General features: G+C 67.0%; 20 protein-coding genes. 4 read left to right on the forward strand and 16 right to left on the reverse strand.

Annotation, left to right across the window (positions count from 1 at the left end):
• Positions 1-398: 398 nt before the first annotated feature.
• Positions 399-785, forward strand: a complete 387-nt coding sequence (locus tag AB0280_RS12690; protein ID WP_159632313.1) for a DUF1844 domain-containing protein — start codon at positions 399-401, stop codon at positions 783-785.
• Between the two features lie 92 nt (positions 786-877).
• Here the strand turns inward: AB0280_RS12690 and AB0280_RS12695 are convergent, their stop codons facing one another.
• The 8 genes from AB0280_RS12695 to AB0280_RS12730 form a co-directional block, all read right to left on the reverse strand.
• On the reverse strand, positions 878-2176 hold the full coding sequence (locus tag AB0280_RS12695) for an MFS transporter (protein ID WP_307492903.1): 1299 nt from the start codon (positions 2174-2176) through the stop codon (positions 878-880).
• Positions 2177-2233: 57 nt separating this feature from the next.
• On the reverse strand, positions 2234-3118 hold the full coding sequence (locus AB0280_RS12700) for an SseB family protein (protein WP_307492905.1): 885 nt from the start codon (positions 3116-3118) through the stop codon (positions 2234-2236).
• A 21-nt stretch (positions 3119-3139) separates the two neighbouring features.
• A complete protein-coding gene (gene priA, locus AB0280_RS12705) occupies positions 3140-3886 on the reverse strand; it encodes a bifunctional 1-(5-phosphoribosyl)-5-((5-phosphoribosylamino)methylideneamino)imidazole-4-carboxamide isomerase/phosphoribosylanthranilate isomerase PriA (protein ID WP_141160950.1) in 747 nt (248 codons plus the stop codon).
• Positions 3887-3969: 83 nt separating this feature from the next.
• Positions 3970-4128: a hypothetical protein gene (locus tag AB0280_RS12710; RefSeq protein WP_307492910.1), complete on the reverse strand. Its 159-nt coding sequence runs from the start codon at positions 4126-4128 to the stop codon at positions 3970-3972.
• A complete protein-coding gene (gene hisH, locus AB0280_RS12715) occupies positions 4129-4887 on the reverse strand; it encodes an imidazole glycerol phosphate synthase subunit HisH (RefSeq protein WP_307492912.1) in 759 nt (252 codons plus the stop codon).
• Positions 4884-5510, reverse strand: coding sequence for an imidazoleglycerol-phosphate dehydratase HisB (gene hisB, locus AB0280_RS12720; RefSeq protein ID WP_307492914.1), 627 nt, complete (start codon positions 5508-5510; stop codon positions 4884-4886). The genes hisH and hisB overlap by 4 nt, the downstream gene beginning before the upstream one ends.
• Positions 5511-5572: 62 nt before the next feature.
• Positions 5573-6691: a histidinol-phosphate transaminase gene (locus AB0280_RS12725; RefSeq protein WP_307492916.1), complete on the reverse strand. Its 1119-nt coding sequence runs from the start codon at positions 6689-6691 to the stop codon at positions 5573-5575.
• Between the two features lie 69 nt (positions 6692-6760).
• Positions 6761-7111 carry a LysM peptidoglycan-binding domain-containing protein gene (locus AB0280_RS12730; protein WP_307492918.1) on the reverse strand — a complete coding sequence of 117 codons (351 nt, stop codon included), beginning with the start codon at positions 7109-7111 and terminating at the stop codon, positions 6761-6763.
• Positions 7112-7469: 358 nt separating this feature from the next.
• Here AB0280_RS12730 and lexA point away from each other — a divergent pair, with 358 nt between their 5' ends.
• Entirely contained in the window at positions 7470-8204 is a 735-nt protein-coding gene (gene lexA, locus AB0280_RS12735; RefSeq protein WP_307492920.1) for a transcriptional repressor LexA, read from the forward strand.
• A gap of 63 nt (positions 8205-8267) precedes the next feature.
• Here the strand turns inward: lexA and AB0280_RS12740 are convergent, their stop codons facing one another.
• Complete coding sequence (locus tag AB0280_RS12740) at positions 8268-10325, reverse strand: ATP-dependent DNA helicase (RefSeq protein ID WP_307492922.1); 2058 nt, start codon at positions 10323-10325, stop codon at positions 8268-8270.
• The gene (gene hflX, locus AB0280_RS12745) at positions 10318-11895 is read right to left on the reverse strand and encodes a GTPase HflX (protein WP_307492924.1); all 1578 of its coding nucleotides are present in this window, start codon (positions 11893-11895) and stop codon (positions 10318-10320) included. The genes AB0280_RS12740 and hflX overlap by 8 nt, the downstream gene beginning before the upstream one ends.
• 437 nt (positions 11896-12332) lie before the next feature.
• Here hflX and AB0280_RS12750 point away from each other — a divergent pair, with 437 nt between their 5' ends.
• Positions 12333-12956, forward strand: coding sequence for a class I SAM-dependent methyltransferase (locus tag AB0280_RS12750; RefSeq protein ID WP_307492926.1), 624 nt, complete (start codon positions 12333-12335; stop codon positions 12954-12956).
• Here AB0280_RS12750 and dapF read toward each other — a convergent pair.
• From dapF to AB0280_RS12780, 6 genes are all read right to left on the reverse strand, one after another.
• Complete coding sequence (dapF, locus tag AB0280_RS12755) at positions 12928-13872, reverse strand: diaminopimelate epimerase (protein WP_307492928.1); 945 nt, start codon at positions 13870-13872, stop codon at positions 12928-12930. The two genes, AB0280_RS12750 and dapF, sit on opposite strands and share 29 nt — an antisense overlap.
• A 44-nt stretch (positions 13873-13916) precedes the next feature.
• Positions 13917-14813, reverse strand: a complete 897-nt coding sequence (miaA, locus tag AB0280_RS12760) for a tRNA (adenosine(37)-N6)-dimethylallyltransferase MiaA (protein ID WP_307492930.1) — start codon at positions 14811-14813, stop codon at positions 13917-13919.
• Positions 14814-14816: 3 nt separating this feature from the next.
• On the reverse strand, positions 14817-16373 hold the full coding sequence (gene miaB, locus AB0280_RS12765; protein WP_425328612.1) for a tRNA (N6-isopentenyl adenosine(37)-C2)-methylthiotransferase MiaB: 1557 nt from the start codon (positions 16371-16373) through the stop codon (positions 14817-14819).
• 3 nt (positions 16374-16376) lie between these two features.
• The gene (locus AB0280_RS12770; RefSeq protein WP_307492969.1) at positions 16377-16877 is read right to left on the reverse strand and encodes a regulatory protein RecX; all 501 of its coding nucleotides are present in this window, start codon (positions 16875-16877) and stop codon (positions 16377-16379) included.
• A gap of 120 nt (positions 16878-16997) precedes the next feature.
• Positions 16998-18053 carry a recombinase RecA gene (gene recA / locus AB0280_RS12775; RefSeq protein WP_056338727.1) on the reverse strand — a complete coding sequence of 352 codons (1056 nt, stop codon included), beginning with the start codon at positions 18051-18053 and terminating at the stop codon, positions 16998-17000.
• Between the two features lie 214 nt (positions 18054-18267).
• A complete protein-coding gene (locus AB0280_RS12780) occupies positions 18268-18492 on the reverse strand; it encodes a DUF3046 domain-containing protein (RefSeq protein ID WP_307492932.1) in 225 nt (74 codons plus the stop codon).
• A gap of 41 nt (positions 18493-18533) precedes the next feature.
• On the opposite strand from AB0280_RS12780, the gene AB0280_RS12785 reads away from it, so the two are divergent.
• Positions 18534-19073: a MarR family winged helix-turn-helix transcriptional regulator gene (locus tag AB0280_RS12785; protein ID WP_366367416.1), complete on the forward strand. Its 540-nt coding sequence runs from the start codon at positions 18534-18536 to the stop codon at positions 19071-19073.
• Positions 19074-19098: the final 25 nt, after the last annotated feature.

The raw sequence follows: 19098 nt of genomic DNA on the forward strand, positions 1-19098 counted from the left end.
CGGGGACGCGGATACGCTCATTGATTCTTGGCTCGCTAATGTTAAAGCTCCTGTGTTTGTTGTTGAGTCCGGCAAATGAAGAAGGCCCCCAATTGCCGGAGCAATCGAAGGCCTCAAAGAGGTTGGACCGGCAACCCCGCAAAGGGCTGCACGCGCACGGTCCCGGCAAATGCCGACCCATGCCCAACCAGGTACCCGGCAACCTTGCGTCCCTGCAGGTTCCAAAGGAACGGGTGGGACAGCGGCTGACGCGGGTGGGAGAGAACTCCGCTTGCAAACTGGAAGCCATTCTACAGAAAAAATTCCCGTCAACGCCGCGAAGCGCTGTTGGGAACCTGATCGTTTGGGACAATCTCTGAAATAACGACATCCAGTCGGTCTGTGTCAAGCTTACCAGTATGAGCACCTCAGACAGTAATTCGTACGTCTTCGAGCCCGGCGAAGCAGGCGCAGACGTTTCACAACAGATCCGCGACATCTCCGAAGTTCCCGCCATCGAGGTCATCACCACGGCCGCCGTGCACCTGATGAGCGCGGCCGCGGTAAAGCTTGGCCTGGCCGCAGAGGACAACGCAGCCGAACTCAAGGACCTCGACGAGGCCCGGAAGCTGATCACCGCGCTGGCCGGCCTGGTGACCGCGGCAGCCCCCGAGATCGGGTCCCAGCACGCAGGGCCCTTGCGTGACGGCCTGCGGTCCCTGCAGCTGGCTTTCCGCGAAGAGTCGCTGATTCCGGATGCACCGGGCAAGGGCCCGGGTGAAAAGTACACCGGGGCCGTGAACTAGGGAGCAACTCCCCCAAGCAGCGTCCGACGGCGGGACGGCCTTTGCAGGCTGTCCCGCCGTCGCGCTTTAACTCCCCGGCTGGACGGGACCGCTCAGGCGGCGGCGCGGCGGCGGCGCCGCTGGAGCGCAAGGCCCACCAGGCAGAGCAGCACGCCGGCGGCGCCGACGGACACGAAGCCGCCGGAGGGGCCCATGATGTCGATGAAGACCCCGGCGAGGGGCGAGCCGAGCGCAACGCCGGCGGTCAGCGCGGAGCCGTACCAGCCCATGGCCTCCCCGCGCCGTTCCTCCGATACCAGGTCCGCGACCTTCTCGGAGGCCGCGGACAGCACGGGGGCGCAGAGCAGGCCGGGGAGGACGGAGATGAAGGCAAGCGTCCACGTGTCGTGGGCGAAGGCCATGGGCAGCGTCAGCGCGGCCATGCCCAGCAGCAGGATGACAGGTGGAATGGGCCGGTGCATGGCGCCGTAAATCAGGCCGCCCAGCACGGAGGCAGCACACCAGAAGACAAAGACAATCCCGATTTCGCTCTGGTGGCCGCCGGTTTCCAGGGCCGCGACAATGCCGACGTCGGTGCCGCTGAGGACCATGCCCGCGCCGGCGGCAACGGCGAAGAGTGCCGCGACCGTGGCGGTGAACCAGGCGAAGCCGCCGGCCAGCCTTCCCCGCAGGCCGCTCTGCGCCGCGCTGGTGGCCGCTCCCGCAGGGGCCAGCTCCGCGGCCGCTTCCTGGACATGCGCCGGTGCCGTGGAGACGACGGCGACTTCCGCAGCGTGCTGTTCATCCTCGACGCATTCGACCGTTTGGTCCCGGCTGCGGGTGGGCGGGTTGAACCACATGAGGAACAGCCCGGCGAGGGACGTAGCCACGCCCACCACTGTCAGTCCCGCAGTAGTGTGGCCGCTGGTAGCTACGACGGCGCCGGCGGCCGGCCCGATCATGAACACGAATTCCGTGGTGATGGCGTCCAGGGCAAACGCGGTGCGCCGCTGGTCACCCTCGGCCAGGACACCCAGGGATTGCCGCACCACACTGAAAATGGGCAATGTGAGCAGGCCGCCCACGAAGACCAGCGGCAGGAGCCACTGGTACGACACATGGGGCACGATGGACCAGATCACGGTCTCCGAGATGACCGACGGGATAAGGGCGGTCCGCAACCCCACGGTATCCACGCGCCTCCCCCGCCACGGCGCCCCGAGGGCAATGCCGATGGTCATGACCGCCACTGCAGCGCCGGCCGCGGCGTAGCCCTGGCCCAGGGTGAGGACAATGTGCAGGGTCAGCAGGACCCCTGCGGCTGAATGCGGGATGCGGGCAACCATGCCCACCAGCAGCAGCCGCCGGATCGGCCGGATGGCGAGCAACTCCCCGTAGAGAGCGAAATTCACGAAGCGGTCCTTCAGGGTATTCCGCTGTACCGGAGGGGATCACCCACCCTGCAGCGGTTAATCGGGAGCGCGCCTCAATTTGATTTCAAGGGAGTCGACGCGCTCCCCAAACAATACATTCTGTGACCACTCTGACTGCAGGCCGGCCACCAGCTCCTGCACACCGGCAGCGTCGAGGCCGTCTTCAAGGTACAGCACCACTTGCAGCTCCGGCCCGGCACCACCGCCTGGAACAACAGAGCCGTCGGCGGCCATGGCGGCCACTCCCCGGCCGGGCAGCAGCTCGATGCCGCGGACAGCCGCGAAGCCGGCGGCAGCGGCGCCCATTTCGGCGGCCAGCTCCTGGTCACTGTAAGAAGGGGTCCAGCCATGCTGCTGGGCGAGGGCCCAGACACCGGGCCTGCGCACCACGAACGTCACGTCGGCGCCCGGATCCAGGACCAGGAGTTCTGCCCCTTCGGCGACGGCCGAGAGCGCCGCGCGGGCGGCATAGACGGCCACCGGACGGGCTTCGGGATGCCATGCGGACAATGCGTCCGCCGACGTGAAGGCCGGCAGCGCAGTCCGTCCGTCCGCAGCCTTCAGCGTCACCAGCGCCATATCCGCCTGTTTGTCAGCGTGCAGCCCGTGCCCTGTTTCTGCCTCTTCAGCCAGCTGCGCCACGATGGGAATGAAGACCCGGGCCGTGGCCAGCGACGCAACGACGTCAGCCTCGTCGCCCCGCCCCTGGCGGAGCGCGGCAATTGCGGCGAGGTAACCGGCGTCGGCCGTTCCGTCGTCGTCCTCGAAGTTGTGGATCTTTGCGTCCTCACCGGCGAGGCTGCGGCCGGCCCATGGCCGGCCCGCGGAATCCGTGGCACCACCGGCGCCGGCCAGCGCCGCCGCAATGTGGCCGGGCAGTTGGCGGGCGGGAGGGCTTAGCGGTTCTTCGGAGCTGGGCATGGCCGGGCGCTTTCCCCGGGCCTAGCGGCGGCCGGCGACGTCGAGGGCTTCGGGCAGCGTAAAGGCACCGGCGTAGAGGGCCTTGCCCACAATGGCCCCTTCGACGCCGAGGGGGACCAGCGAGCGGAGGACCTTGAGGTCGTCGAGGCTGGAAATGCCGCCGGACGCCACCACGGGCTTACCGGTCTTCTCCACCATCTGGCGCAGCAGTTCAACGTTGGGGCCCTGCAAAGTGCCGTCCTTGGTCACATCCGTGACCACGTAGCGGGCGCAGCCGGCCTCCTCCAGGCGGCCCAGGACGTCCCACAGGTCCCCGCCTTCCTTCGTCCAGCCTCGGCCGGCCAGGGTGGTGCCCCGGACGTCCAGGCCGACGGCGATCTTGTCGCCGAAGCGCTCGATGGCCCGTGCGGTCCAGTCGGGGTTTTCCAGTGCCGCGGTCCCCAGGTTGACCCGGGCGACGCCCAGGTCGAGTGCTGCCTCCAGGGTTTCATCGTCGCGGAGGCCGCCCGAGAGCTCCACCTTGATGTCCAGCCGGCCCACCACCTCGCGGAGCAGGTCGGCGTTGGAACCGCGTCCGAAGGCTGCGTCAAGGTCAACCAGGTGGACCCATTCGGCACCCTGCTGCTGCCAGTTCAACGCAGCCTCGAGGGGTGTTCCGTAACTGGTTTCGCTGCCCGCCTCGCCCTGGACCAGCCGGACGGCCTGGCCGTTGACGACGTCGACGGCGGGCAGGAGTTCAAGTACCGGCAGGTCATGTGCGGTGGTCATACTCATCCTCGGTGTTGGTTCTTCGGTTGGGACTAAAACGGGGGCCGCCCGGTGCCGTCAATGCTCCGTGCCGCCCTGGACGGTCAATTACCCGGCAGGGTGAGCAGGTAGGCGGCAACCAGTGCCATTGCGGCCAGGACATAGAACGACACCTGAAGCCACATGGGCCTGGCCTGCTGCCGGAACGAGATGCCGCCGCCAATCAGCAGGCCGGCGAGGCCCATCAGGAGTACGGACCACATTTAGGCGCCACTGCCGGCGTTGGCCGGGGCACCGGAACCAGCGGCGTCCGGCCTGCGCAGGCCCTCCACCCAGTTGCGCAGGAGCCGCGCACCGGCATCGCCGGATTTTTCGGGGTGGAACTGGGTTGCGCAGAGCGGGCCGTTTTCGACGGCGGCGATGAACGGGCCGCCGTGCTCGGACCAGGTCACCAGGGGCGGTGCCATCCGCGGCTGGATGACGTCGAAGTTCCACTCCTGCACGCCGTAGGAGTGCACGAAGTAGAACCGTTCGTTTTCGACGCCGGCAAAGAGCTTTGAGCCTTCAGGGACCTTGACGGTGTTCCAGCCCATGTGCGGTACGACCTCAGCCGGAAGTGCCTCCACCTTTCCGGGCCATTCACCGATGCCCTGGGCTTCGGTGCCGTGTTCCACGCCGGCTTCGAACAGGACCTGCAGGCCCACGCAGATGCCAAGCACCGGACGTCCGCCGGCCACGCGCCGGCCGATGAGCCGGATGCCGTCCACGGCCTTGAGTTCGCGCATCACGGTTTCGAACGCGCCGACGCCAGGTACCACCAAGCCGTCCGCGTTCAGGACATCCTCCGGTTTGGCGCTCAGGATCACTTCCGCGCCGGCGCGCTCGAGGGCGCGCACCGCGGACCTGACGTTCCCGGAACCGTAGTCAAGCACCGTGACGGTGGGCTTGCCCTCGGGCGACGGCAGCCTGCGCGACGCCGAGGGGTCGATGATTGCCCCGTCCCTCAGTTCCTGGCCGCTCACAGCGCACCCTTGGTGGAGGGGATGCCCTCAACCCGGGGGTCGGGTTCGACGGCGGCGCGAAGGGCGCGGGCAAAGGCTTTGAACTGTGCTTCGACGATGTGGTGGGGGTCGCGGCCGGCCAGCACGTTCATGTGCAGGCAGATGCCGGCGTGCAGCGTGATGGCTTCAAAGACATGCCGGGTCAGGGAGCCGGTGAAGTGGCCGCCAATGAGGTGGTATTCCTGGCCGGCGGGCTCACCGCCGTGCACCAGGTAGGGGCGGCCGGAAACGTCCACCACTGCGTTCGCCAAGGCCTCGTCCAGCGGCACCGTGGCCTCTCCGAACCGGCGGATGCCCGCCTTGTTGCCGAGGGCGGTCCGCAGGACTTCACCGAAGGTGATGGCGACGTCCTCAACGGTGTGGTGGACGTCGATGTGGGTGTCCCCGGTGGCCTTGACGGTCATGTCGATCAACGAGTGCTTGCACAGGGCCGTCAGCATGTGGTCGTAGAACGGCACCGAGGTGTCGATGTCCGAGATTCCCGTGCCGTCCAGGTTGATCTCCACGAGTACGGAGGACTCGCTGGTGGCACGCTCCATGCGGGCGGTCCGGGCTGCAGCCGTATTCGATCCGGTTGAACTCATGGTGAAGGGATCCTTTGTGGGAGAAGAAGTGGTTCAAGGCGTCCAGCGCCGCAATATCAAGTCTAGGCGTGAAGCGCGGCGTGGCCGGCAAGGATGCGTTCCAGGGAGGTCAGGAAGGCTGTGGTTTCCGCCTCAGTGCCCGCCGTGACCCTGAGGTGGCCGGGGATGCCCACATCCCGGATGAGCACGCCGGCGTCAAGGAGTTCCTGCCAGACCTGGTGCGGGTTTTCCAGGCCGCCGAAAAACACGTAGTTGGAGTCCGACGCTGCGGGCTTGAGTCCCATCCGGGTCAGCTCGGCCACGATGCGGTCCCGCTGCTTCTTGATGTCCTGGACGTCGGCCATGAGCGCTTCGCGGTGTTCAAGGGCCGCAAGGGCGGTGGCCTGGGTGATGGCGGACAGGTGGTACGGCAGGCGCACCAGCCGCAGGGCGTCGGCCACCTCGGGGGCGGCGGCCATATAGCCGAGCCGTGCACCGGCCAGGGCGAAGGCCTTGCTCATGGTGCGGGAGACGATGAGCCGCTCACGGCCGGGCAGGAGCGTCAGTGCGCTGGGCGTGCCGTCGTGTGCGAACTCGTGATAGGCCTCATCGACGATCACGATGGCCTGGCTGTCCGCGCCGGCGTCGTAGACGGCTTCCACGACGTCCAGGCCGAGCCCGGTCCCGGTGGGATTGTTGGGCGAGCAGAGGAACACGATGTTCGGCTGGAGTTCCTTGACCTGGCGTGCGGCGGACTCGGCGCTGAGGTCATAGCCTTCCGCGCGTTCCCCGGTGATGTACTGCGTGTCCGTTCCGCTGGCCAGCAACGGGTACATAGAGTACGTGGGCGGGAAACCAAGGGCGGTGCGGCCCGGGCCGCCAAACGCCTGGAGGATCTGCTGCAGGACCTCATTGGAACCGTTCGCTGCCCACAGGTTGGTTTCGTCGAGCCCATGCCCGAGGTATTCCGCCAGGGCCTTACGCAGCGCCGTGAACTCGCGGTCCGGGTAGCGGTTGAGGCCCGCGGCGGCTTCCGTAACGGCAGCGCTGATGGCGGCCCGCACATCGGCGGGAACACCATGGGTGTTTTCGTTGACGTTCAGCAGGATGGGGACGTCCAGCTGGGGGGCCCCATAAGGAGTCAGGCCGCGAAGGTTGCTGCGGAGGGGAAGCCGGTTCAGACGTTCTAGCTGCTGGTTCACCTGAACAGTTTAGTTGCCGCGGCAACCGCCGGAAAATGTGACGGTTGCTGCCCAGCCCCGGCAGCCCACTCAGTGCGTGGGAACGAACAGCTGCTGGCCCGGAAGGACGGTGCCGGCGTCGAGGTTGTTGAGCTGGACGATGTCTGCCACGACGTCGCGGGCGTCCCGGTCCGGCGCGACCGTACCGGCAATGGCCCACAACGATTGTCCGGGCTGCACCGTCACCGTCACGGTGGGGGTCACTGCGAGGTCCGCAGCCGAATCCGAGGCCTTGGCCGGGGAATGGAAAAACCCGGCGAGTGACAGCAGGAGAACAGCCAGGACTACGAGCGGAACCCCGATCAGGACGATCCTCCCCCGGCGGGTCAGCCGCAGGGGTGCAGACGAAGGTGAAACCTGGTGAAGAGATAAAGCTGACATGAACTAAGCCCTCCTGGACTTGCCGTGCTGCCCGGGTGTCCGCCCGCCAACGCCCCTTGCCGTTCCGTACCGCCGCCGCGCACATCTTCCGGCCGCGTATTCGAAGGAGTCATCTACTGGTTAGAACACATATTCGAACTTTGCTGATTAAGTTTTAGCACCTATCAACGAACATTGTCGAGACTCGCTAGAACAAATGTTTGAAAAAGCACTATGGCTGGCCTAGTTTTGGAACCAGGAACAAGCACTCCTGAAGTTGAACAGCAGGGTCTGACAATGACAGCGGGAGTCCTTCCACCGGCACCGCGGAACAGCGCCCGGCGGGAGGTTCGGCGGCAAGCGAAAGGCAATGGCGAATATGGCAGCAGCAGCCGCCGGGGGCAGGACCGTCCCGCAATCCAAGAGGACCACCAAGGGGCTGACTCCCCGGCAGAAGAAGATCCTCGAGACCATCCAGCGCTCCGTTAACGAGAACGGGTATCCGCCGTCCATGCGGGAAATCGGCGACACGGTGGGCCTTGCCAGCCTGTCAAGCGTGACCCACCAGCTCTCGCAGTTGGAAAAGCTGGGCTACCTTCGGCGCGACCCCAAGCGGCCGCGTGCCATGGAAGTGTTGATGCCGCTCACGCTCGATGGCGGGGGCAAAGGCGGGGGCACGCCTGCCGCGCCCCAGGCCGCAGGGGGCGGCGCCACAGTCACGGAGCTGCCCACTGCACTGGACACGGCCATGGTTCCGCTGGTCGGCCGGATTGCCGCCGGTGGCCCCATCCTTGCCGAACAACTCGTCGAAGACGTCATGCCGCTGCCCCGCCAGCTGGTTGGCCAGGGTGAACTTTTCATGCTCAAGGTGGCTGGCGATTCCATGGTGGATGCCGCCATTTGCGATGGCGACTGGGTAGTGGTGCGGCGCCAGGCTGACGCCGCCAACGGGGACATTGTCGCTGCACTGCTGGATGACGAGGCCACCGTAAAGACCTTCCGCCAGCGCGATGGCCACACCTGGCTGCTGCCGCAGAACACCCAGTACGAACCGATCCTGGGTGACCATGCCACCATCATGGGCAAGGTCGTCTCGGTCCTGCGTTCGCTCTAGCCCCGAACGCCTGCGCGGCATCCGCGCAGGCGTTGTCCGGCGGTTCCCAGGACGCGCCGGATCTCAGGACGCGTCGGCGCCCAGCCTGCTAAGGGCTGCCAGTGCCTTGGCGCGGTCAGTGGTGGCCCAGAACGGCGGGAGGGCGCCGCGCAGGAATCCCGCATAGCGTTCGGTGGCCAGCCGCGAGTCCAGGACTGCCACCACACCCTTGTCGCCGGTTGACCTGATCAGGCGGCCGGCCCCCTGGGCGAGCCGGATCGCAGCGTGCGTGGCGGAAACAGACATGAAACCGTTTCCGCCTGCCTGCGCCACGGCTCGCGAACGCGCCGTCATGAGGGGGTCGTCCGGCCGCGGGAACGGGATGCGGTCAATCACGACCAGCCGGCAGGATCCACCGGGAACATCAACGCCCTGCCACAGGGACATGGTTCCGAAGAGGCAGGTGTCCGGCTCGTCCGCGAATTGTTTGACCAGGGCGGTCATGGTCGACTCCCCCTGGCAGAGGACAGTCATGCCGAGCTTCGGGCGGAGGGCATCGGCAGCTTCCTCAGCCGCCCGCCGCGACGAGAACAGGCAGAGCGCTCCCCCGTTGGAGGCCTTGATGAGCGCTTCGAGTTCGGCCAGGGCCTCCGGGGAAACACCCCGGCCAGGCTTGGGCAGGTGGCCGGCAACATAAAGGATGCCCTGTTTCGGGTAGTCGAAGGGCGAACCAACATCCACGCCCGTCCAGCTGGGCGCGCCGTCACCAAGCAGGCCCAGGCCTCCCGCGGCCGGTTCGAACGCGGAACCGATCGCCAGGGTGGCGGAGGTCAGCACCACGGTATGGTCGGCGAAGAGCCCTTCCCGCAGCCTCCCGGCGACGGAAAGCGGTGCAATGTTGACCAGGACTGGAGCACTGTCATCGGGCTGCGAATAGCCTTGGCCCGGATCAAAGGTGCTGGCGCGGGAGAACCACACCACCTCCCGGTTTTCGCGGGCGGCAATCAGCCGCTCGCAGAGTTCCAGGATGAGCATCAGCCGGGAACGGGCCAGCTGCCGCCCGCCGTCGGCCGTGGTGTTGCTGTCCCCTTTGGAATCGGACAACGCAGCCCGGCACGCTTCACGCAGCTGGTCCACGCAGTCGAGTTGCTCGTCGTTCAGGCCGTTGGGGAGCAGTCCGTTGGGCGCGCCCGCGAGGGCCATTTCCAGGTTGGCAGCTGCGGCGTTCAGCGCATCAACGGTGATGGCGGTATGTTTCCGCGCGCCGGAAGCGGCGGCGTGGACCATGGCGACGGACAGCTGCCCGGATACGGCACCGGTCACCCGGTCCTGCAGTTCGTGGGCTTCGTCCACCACCACGACGTCGTATTCGGGCAGGACTGCCAGTCCCTCGAACGCGCTCACGGCCAGCATGGCGTGGTTGGTCACCACCACGTCGGCCTCGGCGGCATCCTGCCGGGCAAGCTCACTGAAGCACTCGGCGGCCATCGGGCATTTTTGCGCCCCGAGGCACTCCATCGAGGTAACGGAAACCTGCCGCCAGGCACGGTCGGTCACGCCAGGCAGCAGCTCGTCGCGGTCGCCGGTGGCCGTCTTCTCCGCCCACTCGCGCAGCCGCACCACTTCCTTGCCCAGCTGCGACGACGGCCCGCCCACCGAGGCGGCGAAGTGCGGAACGCTGGTGTCCTCCCCCAGGGAGAAGAGCTGCCCTTCCGACGGTTCCTCGGAGGGGAACCCGCCTTCAAGCTTGTGGCGGCACACGTAGTTGGACCTGCCCTTGACCAGGGCCACCTTGACCGGCCGGTCCAGCGCCGGCGTGATGTTCTTCAGGAGCCGGGGCAGGTCCCGGCCCACGATCTGGGTCTGGAGCGCCAGGGTCGCCGTGGAGACCAGCGCGGGCTTGTTGCTTTCCAGGGCATGGGCGATCAGCGGTACCAGGTAGGCCAGCGATTTGCCGGTTCCGGTGCCGGCCTGGACCAGGAGGTGGTTTCCGGTTTCGATGGCCCGGGCCACCTGGCGGGCCATTTCGTGTTGTCCGGTGCGGCTTTGTCCGCCCATGCCGGCGACGGCGCGGTCGAGCAGTTCGATAACGAACTGCTCGCCGGCCGTCTGCGCAGCTTCGCCGGCAGCGGGATCAGTCATTGACGACGAATTGTTCCAGTTCGGACGCGAGGCCCTCCCGGACCATCACCGCAGCCCTGGTACCGGCTTCGATGTGGTCCAGGCTGAGGATCTCGGCGTCTGACTCGTGGAGCTTGCTGATCAGGTCCCCGCGGTCGTACGGGATGAGCAACTCCATCTTGACCGATGGCCGGGGAATGGATTCGCTGATGGCCTTCAGCAGTTCCGGGATGCCCTCCCCGGTCCTGGCCGAGACCACCACGTGCCGCGGCTCGCGCTGCTTCAGCCGCTCCACCACGAAAGGGTCCGCCGCATCGGCCTTGTTCAGGACGATGATCTCAGGGACCTTGCGCGCGTCGACTTCGCTGAAGACCTTCCGGACCGCGGCGATCTGCCCTTCGGGATCGGGGTGCGAAACGTCCACCACGTGCAGGATCAGGTCCGAGTCCGCCACCTCTTCCAGGGTGGAGCGGAAGGCTTCCACCAGCTGGGTGGGCAGCGAGCGGACGAATCCGACGGTGTCGGCCAGGGTGTACCCCAGGCCGTCAGCGGTTTCGGCCTTGCGGACGGTGGGATCCAGCGTGGCGAACAGCGCGTTCTCCACGAGGACTCCTGCGTCCGTGAGCCGGTTGAGCAGCGAGGACTTGCCGGCGTTGGTGTACCCGGCGATGGCCACGGAGGGTACTTCATTACGACGACGGTTGGCCCGTTTGGTCTCGCGTGCCGGCTTCATTGCGGCGATTTCGCGCCGCAGCTTGGCCATGCGGGTACGGATCCGGCGACGGTCCAGTTCGATCTTGGTCTCACCGGGACCACGCGAGCCCATGCCGGCGGCGGCGCCGCCCACCTGGCCGCCGGCCTGGCGGGACATCGACTCGCCCCAGCCGCGCAGGCGGGGAAGCAGGTATTCCAGCTGGGCCAGTTCCACCTGTGCCTTGCCTTCGCGGCTCTTGGCATGCTGGGCGAAGATGTCCAGGATCAGGGCTGTCCGGTCGATGACCTTGACCTTGACGATGTCTTCGAGGCCACGGCGCTGGGAGGGTGCCAGTTCGGCGTCCACCACCACGGTGTCCGCGCCGGTGGCCATGACGATGTCCTTCAGTTCCTGGGCCTTGCCGGAACCCAGGAACGTCCCGGGGTCCGGCTTGTCGCGGCGCTGCACCAGGCCGTCGAGGACTTCCGAACCCGCTGTCTCGGCCAGGGCGGCCAGCTCACGCAGTGAGTTTTCGGCGTCGGCCAGCGTCCCCTCGGACCAAAGCCCGGCCAGGACCACGCGTTCCAGGCGCAGCTGGCGGTATTCAACCTCGGTGACGTCCTCAAGCTCGGTGGACAGACCCGCCCTGCGGCGCAGTGCACGCCGTTCCTCGAGGTCCTGCTGGTCGCCGTCGTACGTTGAATGTTCTTCGTCGAGCCGGGAAATGGCTTGCGCCTTGCCAAACACGGCCTTTCCGCTGCCGCCTTCACCGCCGGACGTGCCGGCATTCCTGGCAGGGACGTCCTTGGCGAGGATCCGGTCGATGACAGCCTGGATCTCCTGCGGACTCATGTCCTGGGTGGCTGGATCGGAACCGGAATTGGGCTGGCTGGTCATGGTCTCCTTTGAAGATTCGGCAGTTCCAGAATAGTGCTGATTGGCTCGAAGTTGATAAGTATTCGCGTTGGGCTGACGGCCTGCGGTCATTCAGTTCTCCTGGTTGTTTCGCCGCCGGCTGCGATGCCGGGGCTCGAAGGCCGCGTCAGGACGGCGGCAGGGCTGGGACAGCCGGACCAAAGGCAGGAAGTGCAGCAGGGGGCTGACTTTCGAGTTGTGTCCGGCGGCCGGGCGGGCGGGGAAGCCTGGCCGGTGCGCAAAAGCGGAAGGTATGGAAACCTGCGTCGCTGCGGGACGGACTGTCGCGGGAGGACAGTGTGCGGGACGGGCGCGGCCCGTACCAGCTACTCGAAGATCAGGAACATGTATGCCAGCGTAGCAGAGGGGCTGCGGGCCGGTTTCCCATTACGCTGCAGGGGGAACTACTCTGGCCAGTTATGGAGTCCGCACACTATTTCAGCTCGTCACCTGCCGGCCCCTTTACCAGGAAGCCCCTGACGGTGGAATTGGCCGGTGAGACGCGGCGGCTCCAGACCTCCCAGGGGATCTTCAGCCCCGACGGCATCGACAAAGGCACCGCGGTGCTCCTGGCCGGGGTCCCGGCACCGCATCCCCAGGGGAACCTGCTGGACATCGGATGCGGCTGGGGACCCGTGGCGCTCACCATGGCGCTGCTGGCACCCGGTTCGAAGGTTTACGCCGTGGACGTCAACGAACGCTGCATTACCTTGACCAACGAGAACGCTGCCGCACTGGGGCTGGCCAACGTCGTCGCCAGCACCCCTGGGGCCGTGGATCCGGAGATCCGCTTTGACACCATCTGGTCCAACCCGCCCATCAGGATCGGCAAGGACGAACTGCATGCCCTGCTCAAAATGTGGCTGCCGCGCCTGGCAGAGGGCGGGACGGCATGGCTGGTGGTGCAGAAGAACCTGGGCTCCGATTCGCTCCAGCGTTGGCTGGCGGCCGAACTGGACAGCTCCTTCACCGTGACCCGCGAGTCGACGTCGAAGTCCTTCCGGATCCTGGCGGTCAGGAAAGCGTCCCACTCGCCACGATGACGGCGGGGCCGCTGAGCTCCACATGCTCGTGCCCGCCAGGGCCGGCAAAGAATTTCACGCCCACCACTCCGCCGGGAACGTGGACCCGCCAGGCGTCCGGGGCTTCCGCGCCGGCCCAGTGCCTGATGGCGACGGCGGCAGCGCAGGCACCGGTCCCGCAGGACTGGGTCTCCCCCACGCCGCGCTCGTGCACCCGCATGGTCACGGATCCCACTCCGTCGTGGACCAGCGGCTCTGCCGGCACCACGAATTCCACGTTGGTCCCGTTCGCCGGAACCGGATCGACCTTGGGGGCGGTGAAGAGCCGGGTGCCCGTGAGCTCCGAGAGTTCGGCAAGGGCCACCACCGTGTGCGGGTTGCCCATGCTCACGGAGAGGGCAGGCCGGGCAACCTCCAGCCCGTCGGCGGTGACCAGGGAATCCATGGCCTTGGCGCTGGCCTCACCGGGGAAGATGAACTCCCAGGGTCCCATGTCCACCGCGTAGCCGTCCCCGGTCCGGACCACGGTCTTGACGCCCCCCCGGGTGCCGATGGTGAGCGATCCGCCGTCGGGCAGGTCGATCAGTCCCTCGGTCCGCAGGAAGTGGACGAAGACCCTGACCCCGTTGCCGCACATCTCGGACAGGGAGCCGTCGGCGTTGCGGTAATCCATGAACCATTCCGCGTCCGGGGCGCCGGCGAGCAAGTCCTGGCCCTCTGGCAGGAAGCGGGACGGGACGGCCCTGATCAGGCCGTCGGCGCCGATCCCGCGGTGCCGGTCGCACAGGGCGGCGGCCTGGTCCGCGCCGATCTCGTGCGTCCCCTCAGGGTCGGCCACCAGGACGAAATCGTTGCCGGTGCCGTGCCCCTTGGAGAAGCAGAGGCCGCTCAGGGTGCGCAGGGCAGGTCCGGTGGTTTCCGCGGGGGTAGCATTCATGATTCCAAGCGTAGCGGCGGAAGCTGTCCGTCCTGAAACCGCCGCTACCGGGACAGTTCCAGGGCCTTGCCCAGGAGCCCGGGGTCCTGCCAGTCGAGCCAGGTGATGCGCGGATCGGCGCGGAACCACGTCAGCTGGCGCCGGGCGAACTGCCGGGTGGCCACGATGGTCTCCTCCGCGGCGGCCTGGACGGTGGATTCGCCGTCCAGGACCCGCAGGAACTGTGCATAGCCCAGGGCACGGGACGCGGTTTTGCCGCGGCGCAGGCCGTTGGCATCGAGCATCCGGATTTCGTCCAGCAGGCCGGCGTCCACCATCCGGTGCACACGTGCGGCCAACCTGTCCCGGAGCACCTCGCGGTCCACGCTGAGGCCCAGCTGGATGGCGGGCTGGTGGTACTCCCGCCGGGGCATGAAGGAGCTGAAGGGCCGTCCGGTAAGTTCGTGCACCTCGAGGGCACGGATGATGCGCCGGGCATCGGAGACCCGGGCGGCGGAGGCAGGATCGACGGTCCGGAGCCTGGCAAGGAGTGCTTCGGTACCGAGTTCGGCGTGCTCCGCTTCAAGCCGGGCACGCAGCGCCGGATCGGTCCCCGGGAACTCCAGTACGTCCAGCGCGGCCCGGACGTACAGTCCGGAGCCGCCGGCCAGGATGGCGCGCTTGCCGCGGGCATGGATGGCGTCGATGGCGCCGCGGGCATCGCGTTGGAAGTCGGAAACACTGGCTTCCTGGGTGACGTCCAGGGTGTCCAGGAGGTGGTGCGGCACTCCCCTGCGCTCGGCCATGGTGATCTTGGCGGTGCCGATGTCCATGCCGCGGTAGAACTGCATGGCGTCGGCGTTGATGACTTCGCCGTCCAGGGCGAGGGCAAGGTTGACGGCGAGGTCTGACTTGCCTGAGCCGGTGGGACCGACGACGGCGATGACGGGCGGGGCAGCCACCTGTCAGCGGGTGCGCAGCGGCAGTGCGGGCATGCCGAGGGAGACGCCCTTGCGTTCCCCTGGTGAAGCCGGGGATGGTGCCCCGCAGGAGTCGGCCTGGGACCTGTCCCACGCGTCCCCTGCCCGTGATCGGCGCAGGCTGTAGTCCTCAAGCGTCGGATCAGACACGAGGTGGAAGGCAGCGGCTTCGGTAATGGTGACGGTGACCAGGTCTCCGGGCCTTGGGGCCGGCGCACCCTCCGGGACCGAGCAGTGGACCAGCCGCTGGTCCTGCGACCGGCCGGAGAGCCGGTGGGTTTCCTCCGACTTCCGCCCGGACTGGGCCGTGACCATGACTTCCAGCCGGCGGCCCAGCTGCTTCCGGTTTTCTTCCGCGGCGATGCGGTCCTGGAGGGCGGTGAGGCGTTCGAAGCGTTCCTGGACCACGGCTTTGGGGAGCTGGTCGGGCAGGTCGGCCGCCGGCGTGCCGGGACGCTTTGAATACTGGAAGGTGAAGGCGGTGGCGAAACGGGACTTTTCCACCACGTCCAGGGTTGCCTGGAAGTCCTCTTCCGTTTCGCCGGGGAAGCCGACGATGATGTCGGTCGAGATGGCGGCGTGCGGGATCCTTTCGCGGACCTTGTCCAGGATGCCCAGGAACTTGGTGGACCGGTAGGAACGCTTCATGGCCCGGAGGATGCTGTCCGACCCGGACTGCAGCGGCATGTGCAGCTGCGGCATCACGTTGGGCGTCTCTGCCATGGCGTCGATGACGTCATCGGTGAAGGCGGCCGGGTGCGGGCTGGTGAAGCGGACGCGTTCCAGTCCCTCGATCCCGCCGCAGGCACGCAGGAGCTTGGAGAAGGCCTGCCTGTCCCCGAACTCGACGCCATAGGAGTTGACGTTCTGGCCGAGCAGGGTGACTTCGATGGCGCCGTCGTCCACGAGTGCCTGGATTTCCGCCAGGATGTCTCCGGGCCGACGGTCCTTTTCCTTGCCGCGCAGGGCCGGCACGATGCAGAAAGTGCAGGTGTTGTTGCAACCGACGGAGATGGACACCCAGCCCGAGTAGACCGAGTCCCGTTTGGTGGGCAGCGTCGAAGGGAAGACATCCAGGGACTCCAGGATCTCCAGCTGGGCTTCGTCGTTGTGCCGTGCCCGGTCCAGGAGGGCCGGAAGGGCTCCGACGTTGTGGGTACCGAAGACGGCATCCACCCAGGGAGCCTTTTTGAGGATGGTTTCGCGGTCCTTTTGTGCCAGGCAACCGCCCACGGCGATCTGCATGCCGGGGTTGGCCGCCTTCACCGGGGCCAGGATGCCCAGGTTGCCATAGAGCTTGTTGTCCGCGTTTTCCCGGACTGCGCAGGTGTTGAACACCACGACGTCGGCATGCCCGCCCTCCGCGGGCACGTAACCGGCGGCCTCAAGCAGGCCGGACATCCGTTCGGAGTCGTGGACGTTCATCTGGCAGCCGAAGGTGCGCACCTGGTAGGTGCGGGGCATCGCTCCGGTGTGCGGCACGGCCCCTGCTTCGACGGAAGGGGTGGCGTCGGGTTGGGGGGAAGGAATGGTCAAACTCACCCGTTAAGGGTACCGGCTCTGGAGGGGGTCGCTATCGGGATCCTGCCGGGAATCGAGGACCTCGTTCACGATCCGGAACGCCTGGGAGGGTTGGTAGCCCTTGCGGGCCAGCATGGAGGCCAACCGCCGCACCGCTTTGTCCCGTTCGCCGGGACCGGCGAGGTCTGTCCCGGGGCGGAGCTTGCGTTCCACCAGGGCGCGGGCCGCGGCTTCCTCATCGGCGTCGGTCAGCTGCTCCAGCGCCGAAGCAGCCGTTTCCTGGTCGATGCCCTTCTCGGCGAGCTCCCGCCGGAGCGCGCCTTTGGCCAGCTTCCGGGACTGGGCCCGGCTCCTGACCCACATGTCGGCAAATTCGGCATCGTTGATCAGCCGGACATCTTGGAACTTGTCCAGGACGGCCTCGGCGACGTGTTCCGGGATGTTCCGCTCCGCCAGTTTCCGGGCAAGCTGCAGCCGGCTTTTGGGCGCCGCTGTCAGCTGCCGGTAGACGATGGCCTGCGCCACCGAGAACGGGTCCGGTTCGGCGTCCGCGTCCCGCGGGTCCTCAGGGACGCCAAACCCGTCCGGCGCCCCTGTCGAGGGGCTGCCGGAACGGGTCCGCCGTGTTCGTGGGCCGGTCAAGGGCTAGAACCCGTCGACGGCTTTCAGCTTTGGTGCGTCCTTGGACTCATCCTCGGCAGGCTTGACGCCGACACCGAGCTTTTCCTTGATGAGGCGCTCCAGCTCGGCGGCCAGCTCCGGGTTGTCACGGAGGAAACGGCGCGAATTTTCCATGCCCTGGCCGAGCTGGTCGCCATCGTAGGTGAACCAGGAACCCGACTTCTTGATGATGCCGTGCTCCACGCCCATATCGATGATGCCGCCCTCGCGGGAGATGCCCTGGCCGTAGATGATGTCGAACTCGGCAACCTTGAAGGGCGGAGCCATCTTGTTCTTGACGATCTTGGCCTTGGTCCGGTTGCCGACGGAGTCCGCGCCTTCCTTCAGGGTCTGGATCCGGCGGACGTCGATGCGGACCGACGCGTAGAACTTCAGGGCCTTACCGCCGGTGGTGGTTTCGGGGGAACCGAAGAAGACGCCGATCTTTTCGCGGAGCTGGTTGATGAAGATGGCGGTGGTCTTGGTCTGGCTCAGGCGGCCGGTGATCTTACGCAGGGCCTGGCTCATGAGGCGGGCCTGGAGGCCGACATGGCTGTCGCCCATGTCGCCTTCGATCTCTGCGCGCGGCACCAGGGCGGCAACGGAGTCGATGACGATGACATCCAGCGAACCGGAGCCGACCAGCATGTCCATGATTTCCAGGGCCTGCTCACCGGTGTCCGGCTGCGAGACCAGGAGGGCGTCGGTGTCCACGCCCAGCTTGGCGGCGTAGTCAGGGTCCAGGGCGTGCTCGGCGTCGATGAAGGCGGCGATCCCGCCCGCGCGCTGGGCGTTCGCCACCGCGTGCAGGGCAACGGTGGTCTTACCTGAGGATTCAGGACCGTAGATTTCGATGACGCGGCCGCGCGGGAGCCCGCCGATGCCAAGGGCGACATCCAGGGCGATGGAGCCGGTGGGGATGACTTCGATCGGAGCGCGGACTTCGTCGCCCAGGCGCATGACCGAGCCCTTGCCGAACTGCTTGTCAATCTGGGCAAGCGCTGCTTCCAGCGCTTTTGCACGATCCGGGGCTGCCGCCATGGTTGACACCTCTAATGCTTTCTCGATGGTGGCCTTCGCGGCCGTTGTATTGGTCATCTCTGACGCTAGGGGGACCCACTGACATTCCGGCCGGAAGACAACGGCTATGTGGATAAACCCGATGAAAAAATCATAGCCTTATCCGAACAGGTATTCGAAGAGTGGAGCTCCTGCGGCGTGTCCGCCGGCAGGACTCGGGCGCCCGTCCCCTCCGCTAGTCGCGGCGCGGGGCGATGTCGCGGCCAAGCCGCCGTTCCGTCGGGACATCCTGGACGTCGCAGACCGCAAGCCAGACCCGGCGCGGCTCAACCCCGGCCGCCAGGGCCTGGTCAGCGGTGCGCCCGCCAACGCCGGCAAGGACCAGGGTGCTGCTCAGCACGCGGGAGTATCCCGCACCGAACTCGTCATCCATCAGGCGCCAGTACTCGCTGATTCGCATCGGTAAATCCTCTCATGATTGTGGACCCTAGAATTGTTGCCATGAGCAACTCCCCGGACCCGCCGCGGCAGGACACAGGCAGCGACGCCGCCGACACCGCGCTGCAGAATGTTGAACACCAGATCAGCCTTTTTTGGCGGCGGGCGCGGGCCATCTCCAACCAGCTTTCGCGCGAGGTCCACCCGGACATGGAGCCTGCGGCGTACGGGCTGTTGACGATTATCCGCCGGGAAGGACCCATCCGGCTCACCAAGCTGGCCATGAACATCGGGGTGGGCAAGCCCTCGGTCAGCCGGCAGATCGCGTTCCTGGAAAGCCTTGGCCTGGTGTCCAAGGAGGCGGACCCCCTGGACCGCCGGGCGCAGTCGATCCGGCTGACGCCGAAGGGCGAAGAGAAGATGCACCAGGTCCAGGACGCGAGGCGCCAGGTCTTCCAGGAGCGGCTGCGCGAGTGGCCGGTGGAGGACCTGGAGGAATTGGCCCGCTGCATGGCCAGGTTGAACTCCACCTATGAGCGTGACGGGTTCCCCAAGGAAGCCGCAGACGGGCCGCCCTCACCGGAGCGGGCGCACGAGGACTGACGACAGCAGGAAGCCCCCGGCATGG

The organism is Pseudarthrobacter sp. 902506025, from assembly GCF_040702325.1.
Taxonomy (GTDB): Bacteria; Actinomycetota; Actinomycetes; order Actinomycetales; family Micrococcaceae; genus Arthrobacter.